Annotated in this window: 25 protein-coding genes; 10 read left to right on the forward strand and 15 right to left on the reverse strand. The window is 39.7% G+C overall.

Annotation, left to right across the window (positions count from 1 at the left end):
* Position 1: 1 nt before the first annotated feature.
* The 5 genes from HDF25_RS18870 to HDF25_RS18890 form a co-directional block, all read right to left on the reverse strand.
* The gene (locus tag HDF25_RS18870; protein ID WP_184627637.1) at positions 2–664 is read right to left on the reverse strand and encodes a glycosyltransferase family 2 protein; all 663 of its coding nucleotides are present in this window, start codon (positions 662–664) and stop codon (positions 2–4) included.
* 37 nt (positions 665–701) lie between these two features.
* Positions 702–980 (reverse strand): hypothetical protein, encoded by a 279-nt coding sequence (locus tag HDF25_RS18875; RefSeq protein ID WP_184627639.1) that lies wholly within the window; start codon positions 978–980, stop codon positions 702–704.
* Between the two features lie 156 nt (positions 981–1,136).
* Positions 1,137–1,838 (reverse strand): glycosyltransferase family 2 protein, encoded by a 702-nt coding sequence (locus tag HDF25_RS18880; RefSeq protein ID WP_184627641.1) that lies wholly within the window; start codon positions 1,836–1,838, stop codon positions 1,137–1,139.
* Between the two features lie 18 nt (positions 1,839–1,856).
* Complete coding sequence (locus HDF25_RS18885; protein WP_184627644.1) at positions 1,857–2,111, reverse strand: hypothetical protein; 255 nt, start codon at positions 2,109–2,111, stop codon at positions 1,857–1,859.
* Between the two features lie 91 nt (positions 2,112–2,202).
* On the reverse strand, positions 2,203–2,847 hold the full coding sequence (locus HDF25_RS18890) for a glycosyltransferase family 2 protein (protein WP_184627646.1): 645 nt from the start codon (positions 2,845–2,847) through the stop codon (positions 2,203–2,205).
* 128 nt (positions 2,848–2,975) lie between these two features.
* Between HDF25_RS18890 and HDF25_RS18895 the strand changes: the two genes are divergently transcribed.
* Together HDF25_RS18895 and HDF25_RS18900 are read left to right on the forward strand one after the other, a co-directional pair.
* Positions 2,976–3,704 (forward strand): glycosyltransferase family 2 protein, encoded by a 729-nt coding sequence (locus HDF25_RS18895; RefSeq protein WP_184627647.1) that lies wholly within the window; start codon positions 2,976–2,978, stop codon positions 3,702–3,704.
* 53 nt (positions 3,705–3,757) lie between these two features.
* Positions 3,758–4,468, forward strand: coding sequence for a hypothetical protein (locus HDF25_RS18900; protein ID WP_184627648.1), 711 nt, complete (start codon positions 3,758–3,760; stop codon positions 4,466–4,468).
* A 19-nt stretch (positions 4,469–4,487) separates the two neighbouring features.
* On the opposite strand, the gene HDF25_RS18905 is transcribed toward HDF25_RS18900, so the two are convergent.
* Positions 4,488–5,210 carry a glycosyltransferase family 2 protein gene (locus HDF25_RS18905; protein ID WP_184627649.1) on the reverse strand — a complete coding sequence of 241 codons (723 nt, stop codon included), beginning with the start codon at positions 5,208–5,210 and terminating at the stop codon, positions 4,488–4,490.
* The gene (locus tag HDF25_RS18910) at positions 5,207–5,848 is read right to left on the reverse strand and encodes a glycosyltransferase family 2 protein (protein WP_184627650.1); all 642 of its coding nucleotides are present in this window, start codon (positions 5,846–5,848) and stop codon (positions 5,207–5,209) included. Before HDF25_RS18910 ends, HDF25_RS18905 begins: the two co-directional genes overlap by 4 nt.
* A 127-nt stretch (positions 5,849–5,975) precedes the next feature.
* Here HDF25_RS18910 and HDF25_RS25745 point away from each other — a divergent pair, with 127 nt between their 5' ends.
* Complete coding sequence (locus tag HDF25_RS25745) at positions 5,976–6,836, forward strand: glycosyltransferase family 10 domain-containing protein (RefSeq protein WP_221450955.1); 861 nt, start codon at positions 5,976–5,978, stop codon at positions 6,834–6,836.
* A gap of 316 nt (positions 6,837–7,152) precedes the next feature.
* Positions 7,153–7,872, forward strand: coding sequence for a glycosyltransferase family 2 protein (locus HDF25_RS18920; protein ID WP_184627651.1), 720 nt, complete (start codon positions 7,153–7,155; stop codon positions 7,870–7,872).
* A 2-nt stretch (positions 7,873–7,874) separates the two neighbouring features.
* Here HDF25_RS18920 and HDF25_RS18925 read toward each other — a convergent pair whose 3' ends face one another.
* Together HDF25_RS18925 and HDF25_RS18930 are read right to left on the reverse strand one after the other, a co-directional pair.
* A complete protein-coding gene (locus HDF25_RS18925) occupies positions 7,875–8,207 on the reverse strand; it encodes a DMT family transporter (protein ID WP_184627653.1) in 333 nt (110 codons plus the stop codon).
* A 52-nt stretch (positions 8,208–8,259) separates the two neighbouring features.
* A complete protein-coding gene (locus HDF25_RS18930; protein ID WP_184627655.1) occupies positions 8,260–8,898 on the reverse strand; it encodes a glycosyltransferase family 2 protein in 639 nt (212 codons plus the stop codon).
* Positions 8,899–9,044: 146 nt separating this feature from the next.
* Between HDF25_RS18930 and HDF25_RS18935 the strand changes: the two genes are divergently transcribed.
* From HDF25_RS18935 to HDF25_RS18955, 5 genes are all read left to right on the forward strand, one after another.
* Positions 9,045–9,536, forward strand: coding sequence for a hypothetical protein (locus HDF25_RS18935; RefSeq protein ID WP_184627657.1), 492 nt, complete (start codon positions 9,045–9,047; stop codon positions 9,534–9,536).
* Between the two features lie 40 nt (positions 9,537–9,576).
* Positions 9,577–10,140 (forward strand): hypothetical protein, encoded by a 564-nt coding sequence (locus HDF25_RS18940; protein ID WP_184627659.1) that lies wholly within the window; start codon positions 9,577–9,579, stop codon positions 10,138–10,140.
* Between the two features lie 248 nt (positions 10,141–10,388).
* Positions 10,389–10,787: a SnoaL-like domain-containing protein gene (locus HDF25_RS18945; RefSeq protein ID WP_184627661.1), complete on the forward strand. Its 399-nt coding sequence runs from the start codon at positions 10,389–10,391 to the stop codon at positions 10,785–10,787.
* Positions 10,788–10,931: 144 nt separating this feature from the next.
* Positions 10,932–11,123 carry a cold-shock protein gene (locus tag HDF25_RS18950; RefSeq protein WP_068396992.1) on the forward strand — a complete coding sequence of 64 codons (192 nt, stop codon included), beginning with the start codon at positions 10,932–10,934 and terminating at the stop codon, positions 11,121–11,123.
* Between the two features lie 146 nt (positions 11,124–11,269).
* The gene (locus HDF25_RS18955) at positions 11,270–12,133 is read left to right on the forward strand and encodes a glycosyltransferase family 10 domain-containing protein (protein ID WP_184627663.1); all 864 of its coding nucleotides are present in this window, start codon (positions 11,270–11,272) and stop codon (positions 12,131–12,133) included.
* 29 nt (positions 12,134–12,162) lie between these two features.
* Here the strand turns inward: HDF25_RS18955 and bioA are convergent, their stop codons facing one another.
* Genes bioA through HDF25_RS18980 form a run of 5 tightly spaced genes read right to left on the reverse strand, consistent with a single transcriptional unit; the run spans position 12,163 to position 16,836 of the window.
* Positions 12,163–13,452 (reverse strand): adenosylmethionine--8-amino-7-oxononanoate transaminase, encoded by a 1,290-nt coding sequence (gene bioA, locus HDF25_RS18960; RefSeq protein WP_184627665.1) that lies wholly within the window; start codon positions 13,450–13,452, stop codon positions 12,163–12,165.
* A complete protein-coding gene (gene bioB, locus HDF25_RS18965; protein WP_184627667.1) occupies positions 13,449–14,450 on the reverse strand; it encodes a biotin synthase BioB in 1,002 nt (333 codons plus the stop codon). Before bioB ends, bioA begins: the two co-directional genes overlap by 4 nt.
* Before the next feature lie 11 nt (positions 14,451–14,461).
* Complete coding sequence (gene bioD, locus HDF25_RS18970) at positions 14,462–15,097, reverse strand: dethiobiotin synthase (RefSeq protein ID WP_184627669.1); 636 nt, start codon at positions 15,095–15,097, stop codon at positions 14,462–14,464.
* Between the two features lie 5 nt (positions 15,098–15,102).
* The gene (locus HDF25_RS18975) at positions 15,103–16,230 is read right to left on the reverse strand and encodes an aminotransferase class I/II-fold pyridoxal phosphate-dependent enzyme (RefSeq protein WP_184627671.1); all 1,128 of its coding nucleotides are present in this window, start codon (positions 16,228–16,230) and stop codon (positions 15,103–15,105) included.
* Positions 16,231–16,836, reverse strand: coding sequence for a hypothetical protein (locus HDF25_RS18980; protein ID WP_184627673.1), 606 nt, complete (start codon positions 16,834–16,836; stop codon positions 16,231–16,233). It lies immediately after the preceding gene.
* 67 nt (positions 16,837–16,903) lie between these two features.
* On the opposite strand from HDF25_RS18980, the gene HDF25_RS18985 reads away from it, so the two are divergent.
* A complete protein-coding gene (locus HDF25_RS18985) occupies positions 16,904–18,391 on the forward strand; it encodes a PLP-dependent aminotransferase family protein (protein ID WP_184627675.1) in 1,488 nt (495 codons plus the stop codon).
* A 260-nt stretch (positions 18,392–18,651) separates the two neighbouring features.
* Here the strand turns inward: HDF25_RS18985 and HDF25_RS18990 are convergent, their stop codons facing one another.
* Entirely contained in the window at positions 18,652–21,000 is a 2,349-nt protein-coding gene (locus tag HDF25_RS18990; protein ID WP_260409410.1) for a mechanosensitive ion channel family protein, read from the reverse strand.
* Positions 21,001–21,028: the final 28 nt, after the last annotated feature.

Genomic DNA, 21,028 nt, shown 5'->3' on the forward strand with positions numbered 1-21,028 from the left:
ATTATTTTTCTTCATTAGTAGGTTCTTTCCAGGTAGAGGCATGTTTTTTGTGCTTGGGATTCTCGATAGGCTTTATACTAGTATTATGGGCATGTAAAAGTGCAACGAAGCCTTCCGTATAATCCAGTGCGTAAGTTTTTGCCCCCGAGTTCCATACAAAATCATAATCTTCGCCAACCTGTATATCAATGAATTGATGCTGTTGCCAGAATGATTTTCTATAAGCCATAGTGGCGCCACATAACCAGGGTTTCTCCATATCGCTGTCTTCATACATCCAGCGTTTATCGACAGAGGGAGAATAAAATATCACTTTGTTTAACCCTGTTATATCTGCATCAGTGGTTAATAAAGCATTTATTTGTTTGCTGATCCAATCGTCGGCATACCAGTCATCATCATCCCAGTGCATGATGATTTCTCCCTGGGCTTTTTTACAGGCATAATTGCGTTTAATACCAATAGTACCTAGGGGTTCGGTGTAGAAATATTTGATTTTTGGATGGTTAGGTATAAGTGACGATGCTGATTCTATACCATCGTCAATAATGACAAGTTCTGCATTTGGATAATCCTGCTGTAAAAAATAATCAATGGCAAAAGGAATAAATTTTTGCCTGTTTGCCGTAGGCATTATACAGGATACAAGTGGTTGTTGATTCATTATGAAATAATTTATATGTTAAACGGTCTGGTTTGTCTTAATCTCTTACATAAACAAAACATTTTTCACGTACTCTGGGATGTGGTGGTTGTGATCCTCCAGATACCATAGCCTCAGCGATATATTGCTGAATATTAGCTGATAAAGGAGAATGAGGTGTGACATGACCGTTACCAGCATAAATTGCACATATAAATTTGCCAGTTTCACCACCCGGTTTATTATTTACTCTTCTATAGCTTGAAGCATGATAAGGATCGCCGACACCGTTATAACAGTACCATCCCTTGTTCTCGTATTTTTTCCATTTTCCCATGTTTTTTTGTTTTTTTGATTAAAAAAGAACTAAAAAATTTTAGTGTAAACCTACTCTGTTCAGGGTTTTCGGTTTCTCCCGTATTGTGTTCTTAAAATTAGCTAAAACATCATCCCATTGACAGGGTCAGATGTCCCGAAATATATTATGAATGGATTATATTTGGTCATTTAATACCTTGCGAATGCCTATTGTTGTTTGTTCATCCAATAGCTGGCTTTTATTCATGAAGTTTTCAAAGTGTGCATAGTTCCACGTATTTTCACCATGATAGACATAGATATATAAAAAAGGAACATCCTCAATTTTGTACAAAAGTTTTCTTGCTGATAAAAATGTAATCACATGAGTATCTTCACCCCGATCTCTGCTTGCATACTGATTTTGTAATAATATTTCCTTTCTGCACAGAATAGTTCCGTCCCAGGTATAAGAGAATGAGCAGTATGCCTTTTTCGTAGTAGTATCGTATAATAAGATACGTGACAAAACACTGGCCTGATAATATTGACTGATAGCTCTCAGACTATTAAATTGATAAGATAACCTGCTGGTATGGTGCCAGTCATCATCATCCCACATACAGACAAAGTCTCCTGTACATTTATAAACTGCATGATTTCTTGCTTCACCCAATGAATCCGTAACCGGACGCTCAATCTGTAGAATCTTTAATGCCTCATTTTGCTTTGCCGTTTCAATGATAAGCCGGCTTTTGGTGTCTTTTTTTTGGTAAGAAATCACCAGCTCTTTATTAGGGTAATTTTGCAGTTCAAAACAATAAATGGCTCTTTTTAGTAATGAAGGGCGGTTATTTGTAATACAAATACAAGAAATCAGCGGATAAGTCAACTCCATAATCAGAGAAATTAGATTTTAATCTTTTAGATACACATATTTCTTAGTGTTATAAGGGAATTCAGGTTGTAACTGTGTAGTAGTTAGTGCGTCACTGATATATTGTTGGATATTTTTAGACAATGGTTCCAGTGGGTGGATACCATTGTCGGTAGCATATATTGCACAAATTTTAGTACCACATAAGCAACTGTGTTTTATTGTTATCCTGAAGTAGTTCTGGACGTTAGTAGGGTCTTCTCCTCTGATAAAAGCATACCATGATTTAGCCATAACGAAATTCTAATGTTTAAATTAAAATTAGAAAAAAGCGGATGCTGCAAATAGGGTCATATGTCCCAAAAAATAGCGGCATAAATAAATGTTATTGTTTCGGCATTTTATGCCTTGGATTTTCGAAATATTTAACCGTTGTATTTCGAGGATGTAAAATGGCTACAAATCCATCTATATATTCGTGAGCAAAAACTTTAGCCCCGGATTTGGTAATGAAGTTGTCATCTTCACCTGATTGAAGGTCTTTAAATGGGTGCGTAATCCAGAATGATTTCCAGTAAGCCAGTGTTGCTCCGTTTAACCATTGATTGGGGTTGGACGGATTATTTCTATTCATAGCTGTGCCAACCCATAAAGTATCTGTCACGGGTGAAAAAAAATGGATATGTTCTATTCCGCAGATATCTGCTTCGGAAGAAGAAAGATATTCTACTTGCCTGGTGATCCAGTCATTGGCATACCAGTCATCATCATCCCAATGCATAATTATTTCTCCCTCAGCCATATTGCAGGCATAATTTCTTTTGGCACCGATACTCCCCAATGGTTCTGTGTAATAATATTTAATGCGTAAGTCATCAGGTAGTAATGGAGCAATAGAATTTTTTCCGTCGTCTATAATGACGAGTTCAGTGTTCTTATAATCCTGACTTAAAAAGTGGTTAAGTGCAAAAGGAATATATTTTTGTCTGTTGGCTGTCGGCATAATGCAGGACACTAATGGTTGATTCATCTTGTCTTATTTTAGTGATGAACTAATTTATACAGCATTAATCTCTTGGCGCAGGGTCATATGTCCCAAAAAACTGATCCCTTATTGTGCATTTCAATTTCTTAGTAACTTGTCGTAAATGAATTACAATGATGGAAGAAAAAATAGAAATTGATATTGTTATTTTAAGTTATGGGCAAACTGAAGAATTAAAAAATACCACTATAAACTGCATTAACTCATTGGTTACCTCAGAGAATCCCGACCAGATCAAATTCAATATTATAGTTGTTGAGTCGGAGAAAAAAATGCAGCCGTATCAATACGAACATAGTATAACCACTTATCCAGAGCAGGAATTCGGTTATCACAGATATATGAATATAGGTATAGATATGACTTCAGCACCTTTTATCTGTATATGTAATAATGACCTGATTTTTCATCCGGGATGGGCAACTGAAATACTGCGACCATTTCATCAGTTTCAGGATGTTTTCAGTGCTTCTCCATTCTGTTCTGTACATCATCCTAAAATGGGCTTTAAGATGAATGATGGTTTGAAATTGGGCTATCGGATCAGATATGAAGTTTCTGGCTGGTGTCTTTTTTTTAGGCGGGATATATTGCGTTTAATGGGTAAACTGGATGAAAATTATATATTCTGGTGCGCCGATAATGATTATGCAAATACACTCTGGGTATTAAAATTAAATCATGTTTTAGTGACCTCTTCCATAGTCGATCACTTGGAAAATAAGACCTTAAAATTGCAGACTCCGGAAAGACAAAATGAATTAACGGAAATGGAGGGAGTATATCTGGGAAAAAAATGGAAACATCGAACTGGCGAAGGATGGGTTTCATTAATGCTATAAAACTAGATTCCCTCTTTTGTGTAATTTGTTGTAAATGAGAAAACAATGATAATATGAAAATATATTTAATTAGTTACGGCGATGTGAAATATGCATCACAAAAAGAGTTTTTTAGAGAAACGGCCTTAGCCTCTTTATTTTTTGACGAGGTCACTATTTTCGGCCCTGAAGATATTGAACCATCATTCAGTAAACATTTTCACAATGTTCTGAAACAGGGAAGGGGCGGGGGCTATTGGATATGGAAGCCCTACCTGATACGAAGAGTACTGGAAACTCTGGACGATGATGATATTCTGATTTATTGCGATGCAGGATGTTTGATTAATAGCAATGGTGTAGACCGGTTTAATGAATATATAGAACTGCTTATGGAATCCGAAAGTGGATGCATAGGATTTGAACTGCCGCATAAAGAGATAGAATATACTAAACGCGAAGTGTTTGATCATTTCGGGTCAGCAGAAGAACTCATCCATTCCAATCAGTTAATGGCTACCGTAATTATGCTGAGGAAGTGTTCGCATGCCACTATGCTCATCAATAAATGGTATGAAGCTTTATGTGAAAACCCTTTGTTGTTTACAGATGATAAGGATGATACCGCTCAGTACGCAGATTTTATTGATCATCGTCATGATCAGAGTATATTTAGCATTCTGCGTAAAACTTATCAGTCAGAGATCATCCCGGATGAAACCTATTTTCTGGATTTTATAAGAGAGGGCCAGCCTTATCCAATCTGGGCAACCCGTTTGAGATGATAAGGCTGGTTTTATGGTATCAAGAAGGTAAAACCTCTACTTTAACATCTAAAAGATTACGTATCCAGTCAGTGCTTTCCTTGTCCAGTTGCTCGCTTTTCTTCAGATAATAGCAGAAATGGAAATAACTCAGGGCATTTTTTCCATGATATACATAAAGGTAAAGATAGGCGCTGTCTGTGATGTAATGTAAGAGTTTGTTGGACTCCAGATATTTGATTACCGGAGCATCTTCAGCAACATCACTGTCTGCAAATGGATTTCTTAGCATATGTTCTTTTTTGCACAAAAGGCTTCCGCCCCAGAGATAGGGGAATGATAGGTACCCTTTCTGAGTGGTTGCATCAAACAGCATCACACGGGTTAATATGCTGGCATCTCTGAACTGACCATTGACCAGCATAGTGTTATATTGATGGGCTAATCTTCGGGCATGGTACCAGTCGTCGTCGTCCCACAGACAAATATAATCTCCGTTGCATTTCTCAATAGCATTATTTCTCGCCGTGCCTAATGACTCATTTTCTTCACGTTCTATTCTGAGAATCCTCATATCTGATAATTCCAGAATACTATCTATAAGTTTCTTGGTTTCTATGTCCTGTTTCGGGTAGGAGATGACCAGCTCCCGGTTAGGATAGTTTTGTGTGTCAAAACTGACAATTGCTTTAAGCAGTAACAATGGCCTGCCCTGTGTAATACAGATACAGGAAATCAGTGGATGTATTAATTTGATTTTCATGATTTTAAAGCTTTATGTTTTGGGTTTTCAAAATTTCTGATGACCGTATTATGCGGATGTAAAAGAGCTACAAAACCATCCATGTAATCATGAATGAAGAGTTTAGCCCCCGAATTCTGAATAAAGTCATCATCTTCTCCTATCTGTAGATCTTTAAAAGGGTGCTTTTCCCAGAAAGATTTCCAGTAAGCGAGCGTGCCACCTGCTACCCAGTTCATGGGATTAGGCATCCCCTGAAACTGTCTGATCACTGTGTAGAGCTTATCTATGATAATAGAATAATAATGGATATGCTGTATACCACACATATCAGCGCCCGAATCAATTAATGTATTAACCTGATGCCTGATCCAGTCCTCTGCATACCAGTCATCATCATCTAAATGGACAATAATTTCTCCATTCGCCAGCTCACAAGCGTAATTGCGTTTCAGACCAATAGTACCGATTGGCTCCGTATAGATATATCTGATATTCGGATGGTCAGGTATTAAATGAGCCACTGATTTTCTTCCGTCATCGACAATAATCAACTCCTTATTCCGATAAGTCTGATTTAAAAAATAAGCAATCGCAAAGGGAATAAACTTTTCGCGGTTAGCTGTGGGCATTATACAGGATACCATTGGTGAATTCATCTTTCTGTTTTTTTAGCACAATTTATACAGGATTCACACCGAATGATAGGGTCAAAAGTCCCATAATCGTGGCTGGTACATAATTAAACGAGCTAATTTTTACCTTAGGAATACTAAAAAATATAAAATGATGAAGATTAAATTTTTCTCTGATTATGAGATTTCGGAAAACCTGCTGAGAAGGTTCAGGGCAAATTATATTGTAACTGATGAGTTGTTAACGTTTACTACTGATGAGGATTATGATTTTGCTGTTGTATTTAACAGAGCAAAAGATCCGATCAGGCCAGGAGCTAAAATAATCACAGTAATTCAGGAGCCCTCATGGAGTGATGCCCATCAAAATAAGGTATTTCTGACCAATAGTGATTACATCATTGTGCATGAGCCTGGGTTATTTGAACAAACACACCAGTTGAAACTTGGAGGTCAGATTATTGAATCCCCTTCTTATATGTTTTATCATGATCATCTGGATCATTCCTTTTATGATGGAAAGGAGGAAGTTGAAAAAAGCAGGAAGCTATCTATGATAGTATCAGGCTTGTATTTTAGCTATGGCAATTACCGTAAACGTATAGAAGTACTGATTAGAATACTGGAATCTAATCTGAATATTGATATTTATGGCAGAGGTTTAAACATTGAGGACAGAAGGTATAAAGGCGAATTGAAAAACAAATACGAAGGACTGTTGCCTTACGAGTATTCTATTGCCATAGAGAATTCGAATGAAAAAAACTATATCACAGAAAAATTTATAGACTGTGTTTTATGTAATACCACACCAATTTATAATGGTGCACCAAACATTTCAGAGATCTATGACCAGCATTATTACAGAACCATAGACCTGGATAGTTCCAATATCATCCGGGATATTAATGAAATCATTGCGAAACCTGCACCTGGTTCCGGGGGTAATAAAGCCATCTATTTTAATCAATATAACCTTTACACTAAACTCAAAGAGATTATACTGAGTTAATGTCCTGTATATACGGAATGTGGATTTACATTTTTATGAGGAGCAGGTTGCTGATCGATTCTGTATATATAAATGCAAAGATCAGCAATTACTGCAGATAACACTAAAAATAGGATGATTTTGATAAGCCTTGCCATGAGCGTTGTTTTATCTCTAATTTAATTCATTGAAGGCCCGGTAAACAGGGTCAGGTGTAACATAAGCTCACCTTCTTTAATAAATACGAAAAATGGGTCAAATGTCCCGAAATTAGTGGTTGTGAATAACATGTTTTTTTTCTTTGTAACTTGAAATAACAAATACAGGTCAAAAACTTATGAAGAGCAGAACTGAAATCGATATCATCATTTTAAGCTTGGCAACAAATGATGAGTTAAAACATATTACTGAAGAATGTATCCATTCTTTAATGACTTCTGAGGATCCGGCATTGATTAAGTTCAATGTGATAGTCATAGAAGCACACCAACAAATGGCCCCCTTTCAATATTTAAATACAACCACTATATATCCAAAGACAAAATATGGTTATCACCGTTATATGAATATGGGGATAGAGATGACCTCGTCAAAGTACGTTTGTTTATGTAACCATGATCTGCATTTTCATGCCGGATGGGCTTCAGAGATGCTAAAGACTTTCCATAAATACTATGACCTGTCCAGTGCATCCCCTTTTTGTTCATTTCATCATCCTAAAATGGGATTTGAGGAAAATAACGGACTATACCCGGGGTATCGCAGCAGATTTGAAGTTGCCGGATGGTGCCTGTTCCTGAAACGGGATGTTTTCAGGCTTACTGGGAAACTCGATGAAAATTATCAGTTCTGGTGTGCTGATAATGATTATTCAAATACTTTAGCGGCTTTAAATCTTAGACATGCATTAGTTTCCTCATCTGTTGTAGATCATCTGGATAAATGTATCCTGGATCAGCAGACAGACGAGGAAAATATCTTGACGTCCAACGAATTCTATTATCATGAAAAGAAGTGGAACCACCGGATGACCGAAGGCTGGGTTACGTATAGTTAACCTTAATGACCTGCATTTTTTGAAAATAAATTAATCACGATTACACCAATGATGATGAGCAGAATACCGATCACAGCAGGCAGATCAGGTTTCTGTCTGTAAAATACCGCTCCAAGAGTTGTAACCAGGACAATGCCAACGCCCGACCAGATGGCATAGGCAATTCCGAGATCCATTTTCCTTAAAGTCAGGCTCAGGAAATAGAATGCTACCCCATATCCCAGGACAACAATAACAGAGGGCCATAGTTTTGTAAACTCTTCTGAGGCTTTTAATGCCGTGGTGGCTATAATCTCAGAAATGATAGCCAGGAAAAGAAATAAATATGTTTTCATAAGTAGGTGTAGGTAGTATACCACAAATATCCCGAAAATTATCAGGAGCTGGTTAATGATTCTTTTTATGTTTACTGTTTTCGAAGGGTTTAACAGTCGTATTATGGGGATGTAACATCGCTATAAACCCATCGATGTAATCGTGGGCAAATATTTTCGCCCCAGGGGTTTGTACCAGGTCTTCGTCTTCACCCTTTTGCAAATCTTTGAAAGGATGTTTCTCCCAGAATGATTTCCAGTACACCAGTGTAGCTCCGGCCAGAAATGGCTTTGAGCTGGGATTATTCCTGTTATGAGCATCTCCCTGCCAGAATTCATTCATCAGCGCAGCATAATGGTGAATGTGTTTGATCCCGCAAATATCTGCTCCAGAGCTGGTCAGGAAATTTACCTGCCGGCTGATCCAGTCATAAGCATACCAGTCATCATCATCCCAGTGGACAATAATCTCTCCCTTCGCTTTTTCACAGGCAAAATTCCGTTTCAACCCAATTGTACCTAAAGGTGGAACATAAAAATAACTGATCCGTGAATCGTCAGGCAATAAGGATGCGATCGATTCTTTTCCGTCATCTACAATGACTAATTCAGTATGAGTGTAATCCTGCCGTAAAAAATAATTGACAGCAAACGGAATATATTTTTGCCTGTTGGCAGTGGGCATTATACAGCTTACCAGTGGTTGTTCCATATTGATCTATTTGATACCAATTTAGAAATCCTGAATCCTTCATCTCAGGGCCAAAAGTCCCAAAAAACTCCTCTCCGGATTACCCTTTCAATTTCTTTGTAACTTGTAACTAACCGTAAAAACTATTTACAAACCAAAGATCCACTATGAGTAGTATGTTGTCTTTTTTAGCCTATGCAGAGGCCAGGAGCCGTGTTTTGGAGACTGTCGACGGTGTTTTGATGTATCCTTATTCCGAAAATTCTATTCCTCAGTATGTCTATTTTATGCCAAAAAAATTAGCTGAGGATGAACGGCTGGGGGAGTTCTTTAATCACCAGTTTTTATACCTCCCGGATATCTTTTATGTACTCTATTTTAACCCCGTCAGATGGATTCTCCCTGACCTGGCTGAAAGGATGCAATCATTGGAATATGTACCTGTAGCTTATGGCCGGGACCGTATTTTATTTCAGCTCAGTTACGGAAGGATAACCTTCGATGTTACACCAAAAAAGACAGAAGAAGAGCCTGAAGAACCAACGCTTTTCCGGGTTCCCCTTTATATGGGGGAAACCAGTTTTTTCATTAATGTAGTTGAGCTGCCAACTACAATGGGAACCCCCAAATTATTTGAGAAAGTTGATTTTACCTGGTAAAAACACTCAGTATAGCTTATAGAACCTAAAAACAAACACAATGAAACTAATAGAGAAAATTGACCGGCATGAAGTACTCCGGAGATGGGCAATAGGGGAAGTCTATTCCGAGTTTTATAGGCCTCTTTACAATTCGGGCAGGGAAGAGACTATGGATATGTTGTTATCTGGCAATCATTATCTGGAGAAAGAAGCGATTGCTCAGGTACTGGAGTTCAAACAGAACCTTGTAGACTCTATGTCTTTACATATTAAATGGTATAGTGCTATGCTTGAAATCAATAAATCCGATCTGGATCTGGTTTATACCCTGCAATTACCGGGCTGGCAAAGAAACACGGCTGGCTCTTTCCTTGTCGCAGATGCTGCCAGAAATATCAGGGACGTACCCTTCCTCGATTCGCGGGTAACCGAGATCTATGGTTCACTGAAGAATAAAGAGGTGAAATTACAGGGAATCACTCTTTTGGCGGTAGATAAGGTAGGACCGTATGTTGCAGTAGAAGGAACAGGGAGGTTAACCAGTATTTACATGGCGCAGCAACTTGACAGACTTGACCTGATTAAAGATAACCAGATTGAAATAGCTTTAGGATTATATTAATGGGATACATTAACCGCTTTAACTACGGAAGACACAATCGGAACCGACATTATTATATCAAATTGTGCGCAATGAGAAATATTCGAAAATGTTACAAATGCATCTATTTTCGATTTAGAAGAATCTAAAACGTAATAGCAAAAAAACTGTTTAAAATATCTTATCTAATTGATTATCATTTATTTGTGGATTAATATTTCTTTTGTATTTTCAACTAAGAAATCAAGTATTTATCAAAATTAAAGACAATGAACACTCAGGAAGTTGCCGATAAATTTATCCGGCTTTGGCGGGAAGGCAGAAATGATGAGGCCATAAAGGAATTTTATCCGGATGGGATATTAACTCATGATCCAGGTTTTTTACATTCCAGAAAACTGGAGGGAGAAAATTTCCAGATGAACAAACCAGAATATATGCTGGAATATGTAGAAGAGTTTCATGAAACTGAAATTTCCAATCCACTGGTCATTGGGGAATATTTCTGCTTCAGGCTAATCATGAATGTGACGCTTAAAAATGCAGGCATGAGTTCTTTAAACGAATCCTGGGTGTTTGAAGTTAAAAATGGGAACATTATTTACGAAAGGTTCTTTAACTGTAATACCAAAATGGTCTTACCCGGTTTAGACCCTGTTCATGTCTGAATTTAGTATGTTTAATGGGCTGGGTTCCTGTGTTTTTAAGGAGAGAAAAATCATATGGATGTCCTGATTTGAAAATATAATTCTTCTTTTTAACAAGATCTAGAAATATATAAGTACATTTGTAAATATTTTAATAATAATACAATGCAAGAAGGAGTAGTAAAATTTTTTAATGAAACTAAAGGTTTCGGATTTATTGTACCAGCTAATGGTGATAGTGAAATCTTCGTTCATTCAACAGGCCTTATGGCTAGCATCCGTGAAAACGACAAAGTTACTTACGATGTAGAAGAAGGCCGTAAAGGTCTTAACGCAATTAATGTTCAGTTAGTTTAAGTTTTATTAACTATATAATTGACCTGACCGGTTCGGATCCCCGAACCGGTTTTTTTGTGCCTTAGGGTCAGATGTCCCAAAATGCGCTGTACAGTATTTCTGTTTTAAGCATTCTCTATCTTAGGGTTTGTTTAAAATAAGATTTTATGAAGATCAAATTTCTTTCCAATTATGAGGGCTCAGAAAACCTTTTAAGAAGGTTTAAGGCAAATTATAGGATTAATGATACTGACCTGAGTTTTACCATTGCTAATGATTATGATTACGCGGTGGTATTTAACAGGACAGATGAACCTGTCAATCAAAAAGCGAAAGTCATTACGGTTATCCAGGAGCCATCCTGGAGTAAGGCGCACGAGTATATTGATTTCTTATTGCATAGTGACTATGTCCTGGTTCATGATCCGGACTTATTTGAGCAGGCCCATCAGCTGCACATCGGGGGAGAGGTGATTACTACACCAGCTTATATGTTTTACCATGATCATGTACCTTATGCTTTTTTTGATGCGATGGCGAATACAAAAAAGGAACGTAAAGTATCTATGATTGTTTCTTATCTCAATAAACCAGAGGGAAATTATCATAAACGTATCGGTGTATTAGATAAATTGCTTGCCTCAGACCTGGATATTGATATTTATGGAAAACGTCTGGAGCGTCATGACAGAAGATTTAAAGGCGCACTGGAGTATAAGTTTACAGGTTTGCTTCCTTATGAATACTCCATTGCCATAGAAAATTCAAATGAAAAGAACTATGTCACTGAAAAGTTTGTCGATTGTGTTTTGTGCAATACGATACCTATTTATAATGGTGCCCCGAATATCAGTGAGATCTATGATGAGCGTTATTTCAGGCTAATTGATCTGGATAGCCCTTCCATTGTTGAAGATATCAAAAAGATTATTGCGGCACCAGCCCCGTTATCAACGGTCAATAAAGAAATCTACTTCAACAAATATAACCTCTATATCAAACTGAAAGAAATTATATATGCAGACCGGTAAGAAGAAGCAAGCAAAGCCTGCTTCTCTCTTTAATAAAGCTCTAAAGCTCCCTCAATTTCCTCGTAAATATGGTCTAAATCCTGATCACTGATACAATAAGGAGGTAGTATATAAATTACATTACCAAGAGGACGCATTAAAATACCCTTGTCCAGAAAATAATCATAGAGCAGGTTCCTCAGATCATCAAAATAAGAAGTACCAGTTTCAGTACGCCATTCGATAGCCAGTATTGTGCCCGTCTGTCTCGCTGACTGGATCCGCCTATGTCCGCCTGTCTTTTTGATAAAAACGGCGTGTTTACGGCAAATCCGGTTGATGTTCTCCTGGGTTTCTTCTCTTAATAACAGATCAAGACTTGCTGATGCTGCCGTACAGGCCAGGGGATTGGCAGTAAAGGAATGGCCATGAAACAGCGTTTTCAGTTTATCTTTAGACAAAAATGCGTTATAAATTTCCTCCGAGCAGGTGGTTAGCCCAAGTGGCATTGTTCCGCCGGTTAAACCTTTTGAAAAACACATAATATCAGGGCTTTCTGTCAGGTGGTCTGCTGCAAAATGCTTTCCTGTCCGTCCGAAACCTGTGAACACCTCATCCTGTATCATCAGGATGTTTTCCTCCCGGCAGTGATTCATCAGCTGGTCAAGAGCAGTTGCACTATACATTACCATACCGGCGGAGCCCTGTACTAATGGCTCATAAACGAAACAAGCCAGCTGATCACTTATTTCAGAAATTTGTTTCTTTAAATCAGCTAAATTATCAGCAGTAGGCAGGTCGATATAACGTACCTCAAACAAATAGTTGTCAAAAGGGGCGGTCCATGCGCTGCGGCCACTTATAGACATGGCTCCAAAAGTATCTCCGTGATAACCATGATGAAATGCCAGTACTAATTTCCTGGTTTGTCCTTGATTGTGCCAATACTGAATACACATTTTTAAGGCAACTTCTACAGCTGTTGAACCATTGTCTGTGTAAAATACCTTTTCCTGATTTTGGGGCAATAGCCCAAGTAATTTTTCGGCCAGCTCAATAGCCGGCTCATGGGTGAAGCCAGCAAAGATGACCTGATCCAGTTTTCTGATCTGTGCTGATACCCGGTCTGCAATGTAAGGATGTGAGTGCCCATGAAGAATTACCCACCAGGATGATATGGCGTCAATATAACGTTTGCCGTCCTCATCGAACAGGTAGCTTCCTTCAGCCCTTACGATTGCGGTAGGATATCTGGCATGTAACATTTGCGTATAGGGATGCCAGATAACCTTTAAGTCTCTTTCAGTTAAACTTAAAGTATCCTGTTCATTTAGTCTCATACTATTGGTTTTATGTTTTCTGACTTCTCTTTTTGCATGGGTTTCAGACCTAGTAACTCGAACATTTTGCGGTCATCATCCAGTCTCGGATTTGGGGTGACCAGCAATTCTTCGCTTTCACTGGTGAAAATTGAATTGGCACCAGCCATAAAACACCAGGACTGTTCTTCTGTTGTCATTTCAGCCCGTCCGGCACTCAGTCTTACCATAGATTTAGGCATCAGGATCCTTGCGGTGGCAATCATTCTGACCATCTCCCACGAATCTACTTTTGGCAGGTCGGCCAGCGGTGTTCCCTTTACTCTTGCCAGTGCATTTACTGGTACAGATTCCGGGTGCTGCGGTAAAGTTGAAAGGGTGTGAAGCATGTTAATCCGGTCGGAATGCGTTTCTCCTAAACCGATAATTCCACCTGAACACACAGAAATACCTGCTTTTCTGACGTGATTCAGGGTGGATAACCGGTCATCATAGGTACGCGTACTGATAATTTCCTGATAGTAGTCTTTAGATGAGTCAAGGTTGTGGTTGTAAGCATACAATCCTGCTTCCTGTAGTCTTGTGGCCTGTGATTCACTGAGCATACCCAATGTACAGCAGACCTCCAGGCCGATTTCGTTTACACCCTGTACCATTTCCAGAATGTTTTCGAAATCGCGGTTGTCCCTGACTTCCCGCCATGCTGCGGCCATACAGAAGCGCGAAGAACCAGAGTCTTTGGCCCTTTGTGCGATAGCCACTACATCATCTTTAGACATTAATGCCTTTACTGTTATTCCCGTGTGGTAACGGGCAGCCTGTCCGCAATAAGAACAATCTTCGGGGCAGCCGCCGGTTTTTACGGAAAGCAGGGTACATACCTGTACTTCTCCCGCTCTATGCCAGGTACGGTGTACAGTAGCCGCCTGATAAACCAGTTCCAGCAAAGGCTGATGATAGATGTCTTTGATTTCCTGGATAGACCAGTCATTGCGTATCGGAGTTGTGTTGTTGTTCATTTGAATTAAAATTAATTGGTGATTTGGTTAGCCAGATTGAGTTGAAAAGGAGCGTTCGCAACGGCCTCTTTATTGATAGTCGTGAATTCCGGTAATTTGCTCCAGGTACATCCTTTCGGAAGATGATGGAGTAAGATATTAAGCGTGTCAGCATCAAACTCTCCATTTAAAATAAGATGTTTTAGCGGGATGTTTCTATTTTCCAGTGCATTGATGCTTAGTAAAGTGTGGTTTATACAGCCCAGGTAGTTCCGGGCTACCAATACGGTTTCGGCATCTAAAATCCGGATCAGGTCAATCATTAGCAGCTGATAGGAAAGTGGGACAAATAATCCCCCGGCCCCTTCAATCAGCAATTGATTCTCGGTTAGGGGCAATTGAAAGTCTTGTGCCAGGATTTCGACACCATCTGCCTTTGCGGCCCGATGCGGAGAAGCAGCAAGGGTTAGCCGGAAAGCTTCTGGGTGTATAAGGCTTTTAGAGTTACTGATCAGTTGTCTTACCCTGTCACTATCAGTATTGCCCAGGTCGCCGGCCTGTACTGGTTTCCAGTAGTCGGCCTGTAATTGTTCAGTCAGAACAGCAGAAACAACCGTTTTTCCGACGTCGGTACCAATTCCTGTAATAAATAAAGGTTTGTTGTTCATGAGATTTATTGACTCAGTTGTTTGAGATGATGACATAATTCAAGTATTTCCTGATCCGTATTATGAATATGCAGGCAAATCCGCAGTCTTTCTTTGCCTTTGGGAACAGTCGGGCTGCGGATAGGGCGGACGTCAAAGCCCCTTTGTTGTAAAGCCTGACTCAACCTGATCGTTTCTTCGTTCCCATTCAGAAAGATAGCTTGTATAGCCGCAGGGTTGCAGCTGCTACGTAATTGTTCTCTTGGCGGTAAATGAGCCTTCAGGAGCGACGATTTGTGCTGTAAGGTGACTTGGTGCTCCGGATGACTTAAAAGGTGCTTATAAGCGACCTGAAGCGAAATAAGCAGAGAGAATGGGGGGGCGGTGCTATATATAAAGGGACGCGCGAAGTTAATGAGGTAATCTCTCAGTAAATCAGATCCTAATACTATTGCTCCATGCAAACCAAGGGCTTTTCCAAAAGTAATCACCCTTGCAAATACCGTAGTCTGTATTTTTAATAAGTCTACCAGTCCGGTACCCAATACCCCGAAGGCATGGGCTTCATCCACAATCAGGTGCGCTTCATGTTGCGTACAAAGTGCTGAAATTCCGGTGAGGTCAGCAAGATCTCCGTCCATAGAATAAACACTCTCTACAGCTACATAGCAGGTACCTGTGCACTGAAGGAGTTTCTTTTTCAGGTCTTCCAGGTCATTATGTCTGAACTTCAATCTCGTTGCAAAACTTAACCTCGTCCCGTCAATGACAGAAGCATGGATATATTCATCGTAGATAACTGTGTCACCCTTCTGTGGTAAGGAAGAAAACAAGGCGGTATTTGCTGAGTAGCCAGTGTTAAACAGTAAGCCATGAGCTGCATGATGATGAGCTGCGATCTCTTTTTCCAGAAATTCAGCAAATGCAGAATTACCACTCAGTAATCTTGATCCAGTAGCCCCCGAAAGGTACTGGGGGTACTTTTCCAGTTCCAGTTTAATCAGGTCTTTTAACTCCTGAGAACGTGCAAAACCTAAATAATCATTTGAACTAAAGTCATATAAAGTGTTTTCCTGTTGTAGATTACGAATTGAACTGTTTGCCTCCCGGAGGTTCAGTTTTTCGCGCATACTATCATAGGCACTCCGTTTCATTTATATAGTTTTAGCCAGATCATTAATCCAGTTCTGATAGAGTTCACTTTCGAAATGAGTGATCTTTTCTGCATGGATCTCCCATGCCGGTGAGAAATTGCTGAGTTGTGCAATCATCTCTTCCAGGTGACCTTGTTCCTCCAGAATGATTGACCTTACACTTACCTTACTCTTATTTTTGTTTAGTACTTCCTGATATACGGGGTAAATCAGATCGGCGCGGACCTCAATTGCATAAGTAACTAATAAATAGGCGGCGAACTTCAATGCGGAGCCCGCTAACTGAAGTGTTTCTTTCAAGTAGCGGCTTGTCATCAGATCAAGCTTGTTGAGATAGTATTTACTGCTATATGGAGCCAGCAGGTAGTCCGGTTCGTAAGTCGGACAGGCGGATGTGCTTAACTTGGCAATCTGCTTTTTCAGATAGAAGGCATGGCGGTGTTCTTCGGCAGCATGTTTTAAGACCATGTATGTCGATGTTTCTGGTTGTTCGTTCGCTGAGATCTTTCTGGCCCCGATATTCTCCTGTAAGGAGAGGGTATTGAGAAAGCAGGCATGTCTGTGATCGTCACTTACTATATGGTGCAGGAGTTCTTCTAATTCCATTGGTTTCATTTGTTTGAGCCAAAAGTATTACCTTGCCGGATAGTTAATAGGTACCAGTTTTAAGTTTATGAGTAGTCCGGTTCAAATTCCTTTTCAAAGTGTAATCCGTATAGACAGGTCGCTTGACCGTCCGGTTTATCTGCAGATTGCCCATCAGATGATCAATGCCATCCAGCGTGGTGTGCTTTTAGCAGGAATTCAGCTGCCTGGTACAAGAAGTCTGGCTGATGATCTCGAAGTACACCGGAAAACCATAATTGCTGCTTATGATGAGCTGGATGCGCAGGGATGGACTGAAATCAGGCCTAATAAAGGGACTTTTGTCAGAAATAAGGGGCCGCAGGAAAATATCGCCCTGCAGTCTTATGATGAGGAGTTCCTGACTAGTTATCCGGCGGAAACAGGTTATCGCTTTAAACAAAGTATTCTGCTCGATGTCCTTCCTGTGACATCAGCAGCCGGACTGGAATTTAATGATGGATTGCCCGATATCAGGCTTCTGCCGCTGGAAAAGTTATCAAAGGTATATGGTGGAATTTTAAAGAGTAAAACCAATTACAGGCATTTCGGCTATTCACATGTGGAAGGAAATGAGTACTTCAGGGAAACTTTGGCCCATTATCTGAATAATACCAGGGGTTTACATATCAATAAGAATAATATATTGACAACCAGAGGAATTCATATGAGTATTTATATGGCTTCCAGCATGTTGATCGAGTCTGGTGATCTCGTGATTGTCGGCGATCTGAGTTATTATCTGGCCAATATGTGTTTTCAGCAATGCGGAGGCAGGATTATCTCTGTACCTGTAGATGCAGAGGGGATTTCTGTGGATGCGATCCGTGAACTCTGTAAAACTAAGAAAATAAGGATGTTGTATCTTACTCCTCATCATCATTATCCAACTACAGTTACCTTAAGTGCAGAGCGGAGAGTAGAGTTACTGCAGTTAGCACAGATCCATGGATTTATTATTCTGGAAGATGATTACGATTATGATTTTCACTATAACGGGAATTCTGTGTTGCCTCTGGCCAGTGCAGATACAAATGGTATGGTAGTCTATATCGGCTCCTTTTGCAAATCTCTTGCGCCGGGTTTCCGTTCCGGATATCTGATTGCCCCCGAGAATCTGATCAGGGAGATGGCGAAGTTCCGCAGGCTGGTAGACAGGCAGGGGGATATGTTGATGGAGCAGGCCCTGGCAGAATTACTCGAGGAAAAAGAAATTCAGCGACACTTGAAAAAGGCAGTTAAGATTTATCAGGAACGCCGGGATATATTTGTGAGTTTACTGCAGCAGGAGTTGGGAGAGGAGCTTACTTTTTCTTCTCCTCCGGGCGGCTTGTCAGTATGGACAAAATGGAATCCGGAATTGAATCTGATGCGGATCAGTAAAAATTGTCTGAAGCGAAATCTTCATCTTCCGCAGGAGCTGTTGTACCAGACAGATAGTTTTACGGCGATGCGGCTTGGCTTCGGGAACCTGACCAGAGAAGAGCTGGAAGAGGCGGTAAGTGTGTTGGCCTACGCGGTGAAAGAGAGTCGTTAATATGATTAAATAACATATTATCATTTGATAATATGTTATTTTTAAATATCTGTTATTCAGTATTAATACATTATTTATGTATATATTGTGTTTACTTATAATAAATGATGGGAAGATGCGTTTTTTTTTGCCAGAAAGATAGGGGGGCAGTATAATCTTGCCGGATACTGTCCACGTAATTCAAAGCATAGGGCATATAAAACTGACCAGAATACAGAAGGGATTAATTCCGTTTAAGGGTGATATCAGAGCTGGGGAATCTATAGAATTTCTATCCCTTTTTCTTCCAGCTCATCAAAAATAATAGAGCTGATACTGCTTCTGGTATTCTCCGCTAATGAGATATCCTTACACCAGAAATTGATTTTAATTGTGCTGCTGATTTTGTTTTTTGGAACGATATTGATTTTGGGCTCTTTATTCAAAAAGATGTTATCATTGGAGCTGATTACCCCTTTGATCAGTTCTAAAACTTCCTCTCTTGGGAAAGGGTTGCTCACTGTGAACTCTATGGCTACTCTCATCTGGTTATTGCTCAAGGTCCAGTTGATAATGTTATTTGACAGGATAGCCCCATTTGGAATGATAATCTCTGCACCATCATCGGTAAGCAGGGTACTGGCACGAATACCTATTTCCTTAACTCTTCCCTTTTTGTCTCCCAGTTCAACCACATCTCCGATGCGCAGTGTTTTGTCAAAAATCAGGATAATACCAGATACAAAATTGCTGACTATATTCTGAAGCCCTAAGCCGACTCCTACGCCCAAAGCACCTAGTACGACAGTGATTTTGTCAATTGGCAAACCAGAGGCCGCTACAGCCAGTAAAAACCCGCCTATAAACAAAACCAGTTTGGTTACGATGAGTTTAGAGCGTTCACCTTTTGTGCCATCCAGAGAATCATCTCCGGTGTCACCGAAAAAGTAGGCGATATATTTCTGTAAAAAGTTGGCTACCCAGATGATCAGCAGGAATAACACAATACCACCTAGGGTGAAGACCAGTGTGCCTATTTTTCGTTTTTCCGTCAAAACTGATACTGCAAGCGTATACAATCCGTCAAATATGTTCAGGTTAACCAGAAACAAAGTTAGCCAGATCAGGAATATCCCAATCCCCAGTAAACCCCGGATGCTTTTTACAACCTGTTTCCAGTCAAAATGTTCCGGGTAGTTCTTTCTGATCCTGCTGCTTTTAATCTGGAGAAGAAAGGCTTCGGTAATCATCGCAGCCAGAATAATCAGTGATACAGCATGTAGCAGAGCACTCGAAGCACTGTTGTAGAAGATTTGTGTCAGTGTAAACCGACCGAATAAATTACAAATAATAGCCAGGAAATTGAAAATAATATAGATCACACCCACGCTCAGGAGTAACCTGTGTTTCCTGGCTTGCTCTTTTAAAGTTCTGTAGGTATATATTCCATAGACCAGAGATGCTGTACTGAATAAAAGCAGTAACCAGCGCTGATAACGTGCCGGCATTCCCAGAGACCGTAGAATAACCGGGAAGATCAGTAACAGGGCAAAAATGCACCATTGATAAAAAATAGCTCTGGGAAGTCTTTTAAACAGGAGTGCCGTAAGACTAATTGCAAGTAAGATATGGATGCTTTCGATATATAAGGCAGGTGCCAGTAAATCGAAAACAGGGGCAAGCGTTAAGATAAATATCAGGGTAATGAGATAAGGTCTGTGTCTGATAAACACAAAGTTCAGTGAGCTGACAGCCTCCAGTTTATCCCTTTGTTTTAAACTTTTGAAGTTAAAATATATCCAGAAGAAGAATAAAGCACCAGTGAGGAGTAATAACAATCTGGCGCTCCTGGTATAAACAAAATAATAAGCAGAGATCTTCTGTTCGCTTTCCATGAAGTTTTTGAAACCTATATTGGTATTGGCCGACTGGTTAACAGATTCCCATAAATAACGTCTTTCCTTGCTGAAAGCCTTAACGCTAACCGACTTTAACTGGCTGTCGGCCTGGTAGCTCATTTCTCTGACGCTAATCAGATTGGCAGAGGTTCTGGCTTTCAGGTTATTAATTATCCCAGTGTTGGATTTAATCAGGCTGTCCATCAGAATCCGCTTTTTTCCTAACTCCTGAAACTGAGTCCTGAAAATTACTTTTAATGAGTCGGTTCTGAAGATTTTACGCAGGACAGTATCCTTACGGAGGTCAAGAATCTGTGTTTTAAGCCCGTCTAACTGTTTGTCATAAAGTTGCAGGTCGGTCAGACAGTCATCATTATTAGATTCGAGTTCATCAAGCAATGTCTGATACATTTGCAGATTTTGAAGATTGAGCGTTCTGTCACTCTGTGATAAACGTTTCTTCAATAAAGCAATCGCCGATTCATCCTGAGATAAGTGTTCAGCGATAGGTTTTAATTTATAAAATGACGAAGTAGTCACCTCTACCTGGTTGATAATATCAAATACTTGCCCAAGTTTGGTTAAATAATCACTCCTGGTCAGTACGGTGGAGTCGGCCAGGTAAGAGAGGTCACTACTCTTTTGAACAGCTTTTTGATGTTGCGCCGAAAGTTTCGTACTGTTAAAAAAAAGTAGAATCAGTAAGGTTATAAATCCCAGTTGTCGCATCATAAAAAAGAACTGTTTAGCTTCATATTAA

The sequence above is a fragment of the Pedobacter cryoconitis genome (assembly GCF_014207135.1).
GTDB lineage: Bacteria > Bacteroidota > Bacteroidia > Sphingobacteriales > Sphingobacteriaceae > Pedobacter > Pedobacter cryoconitis_D.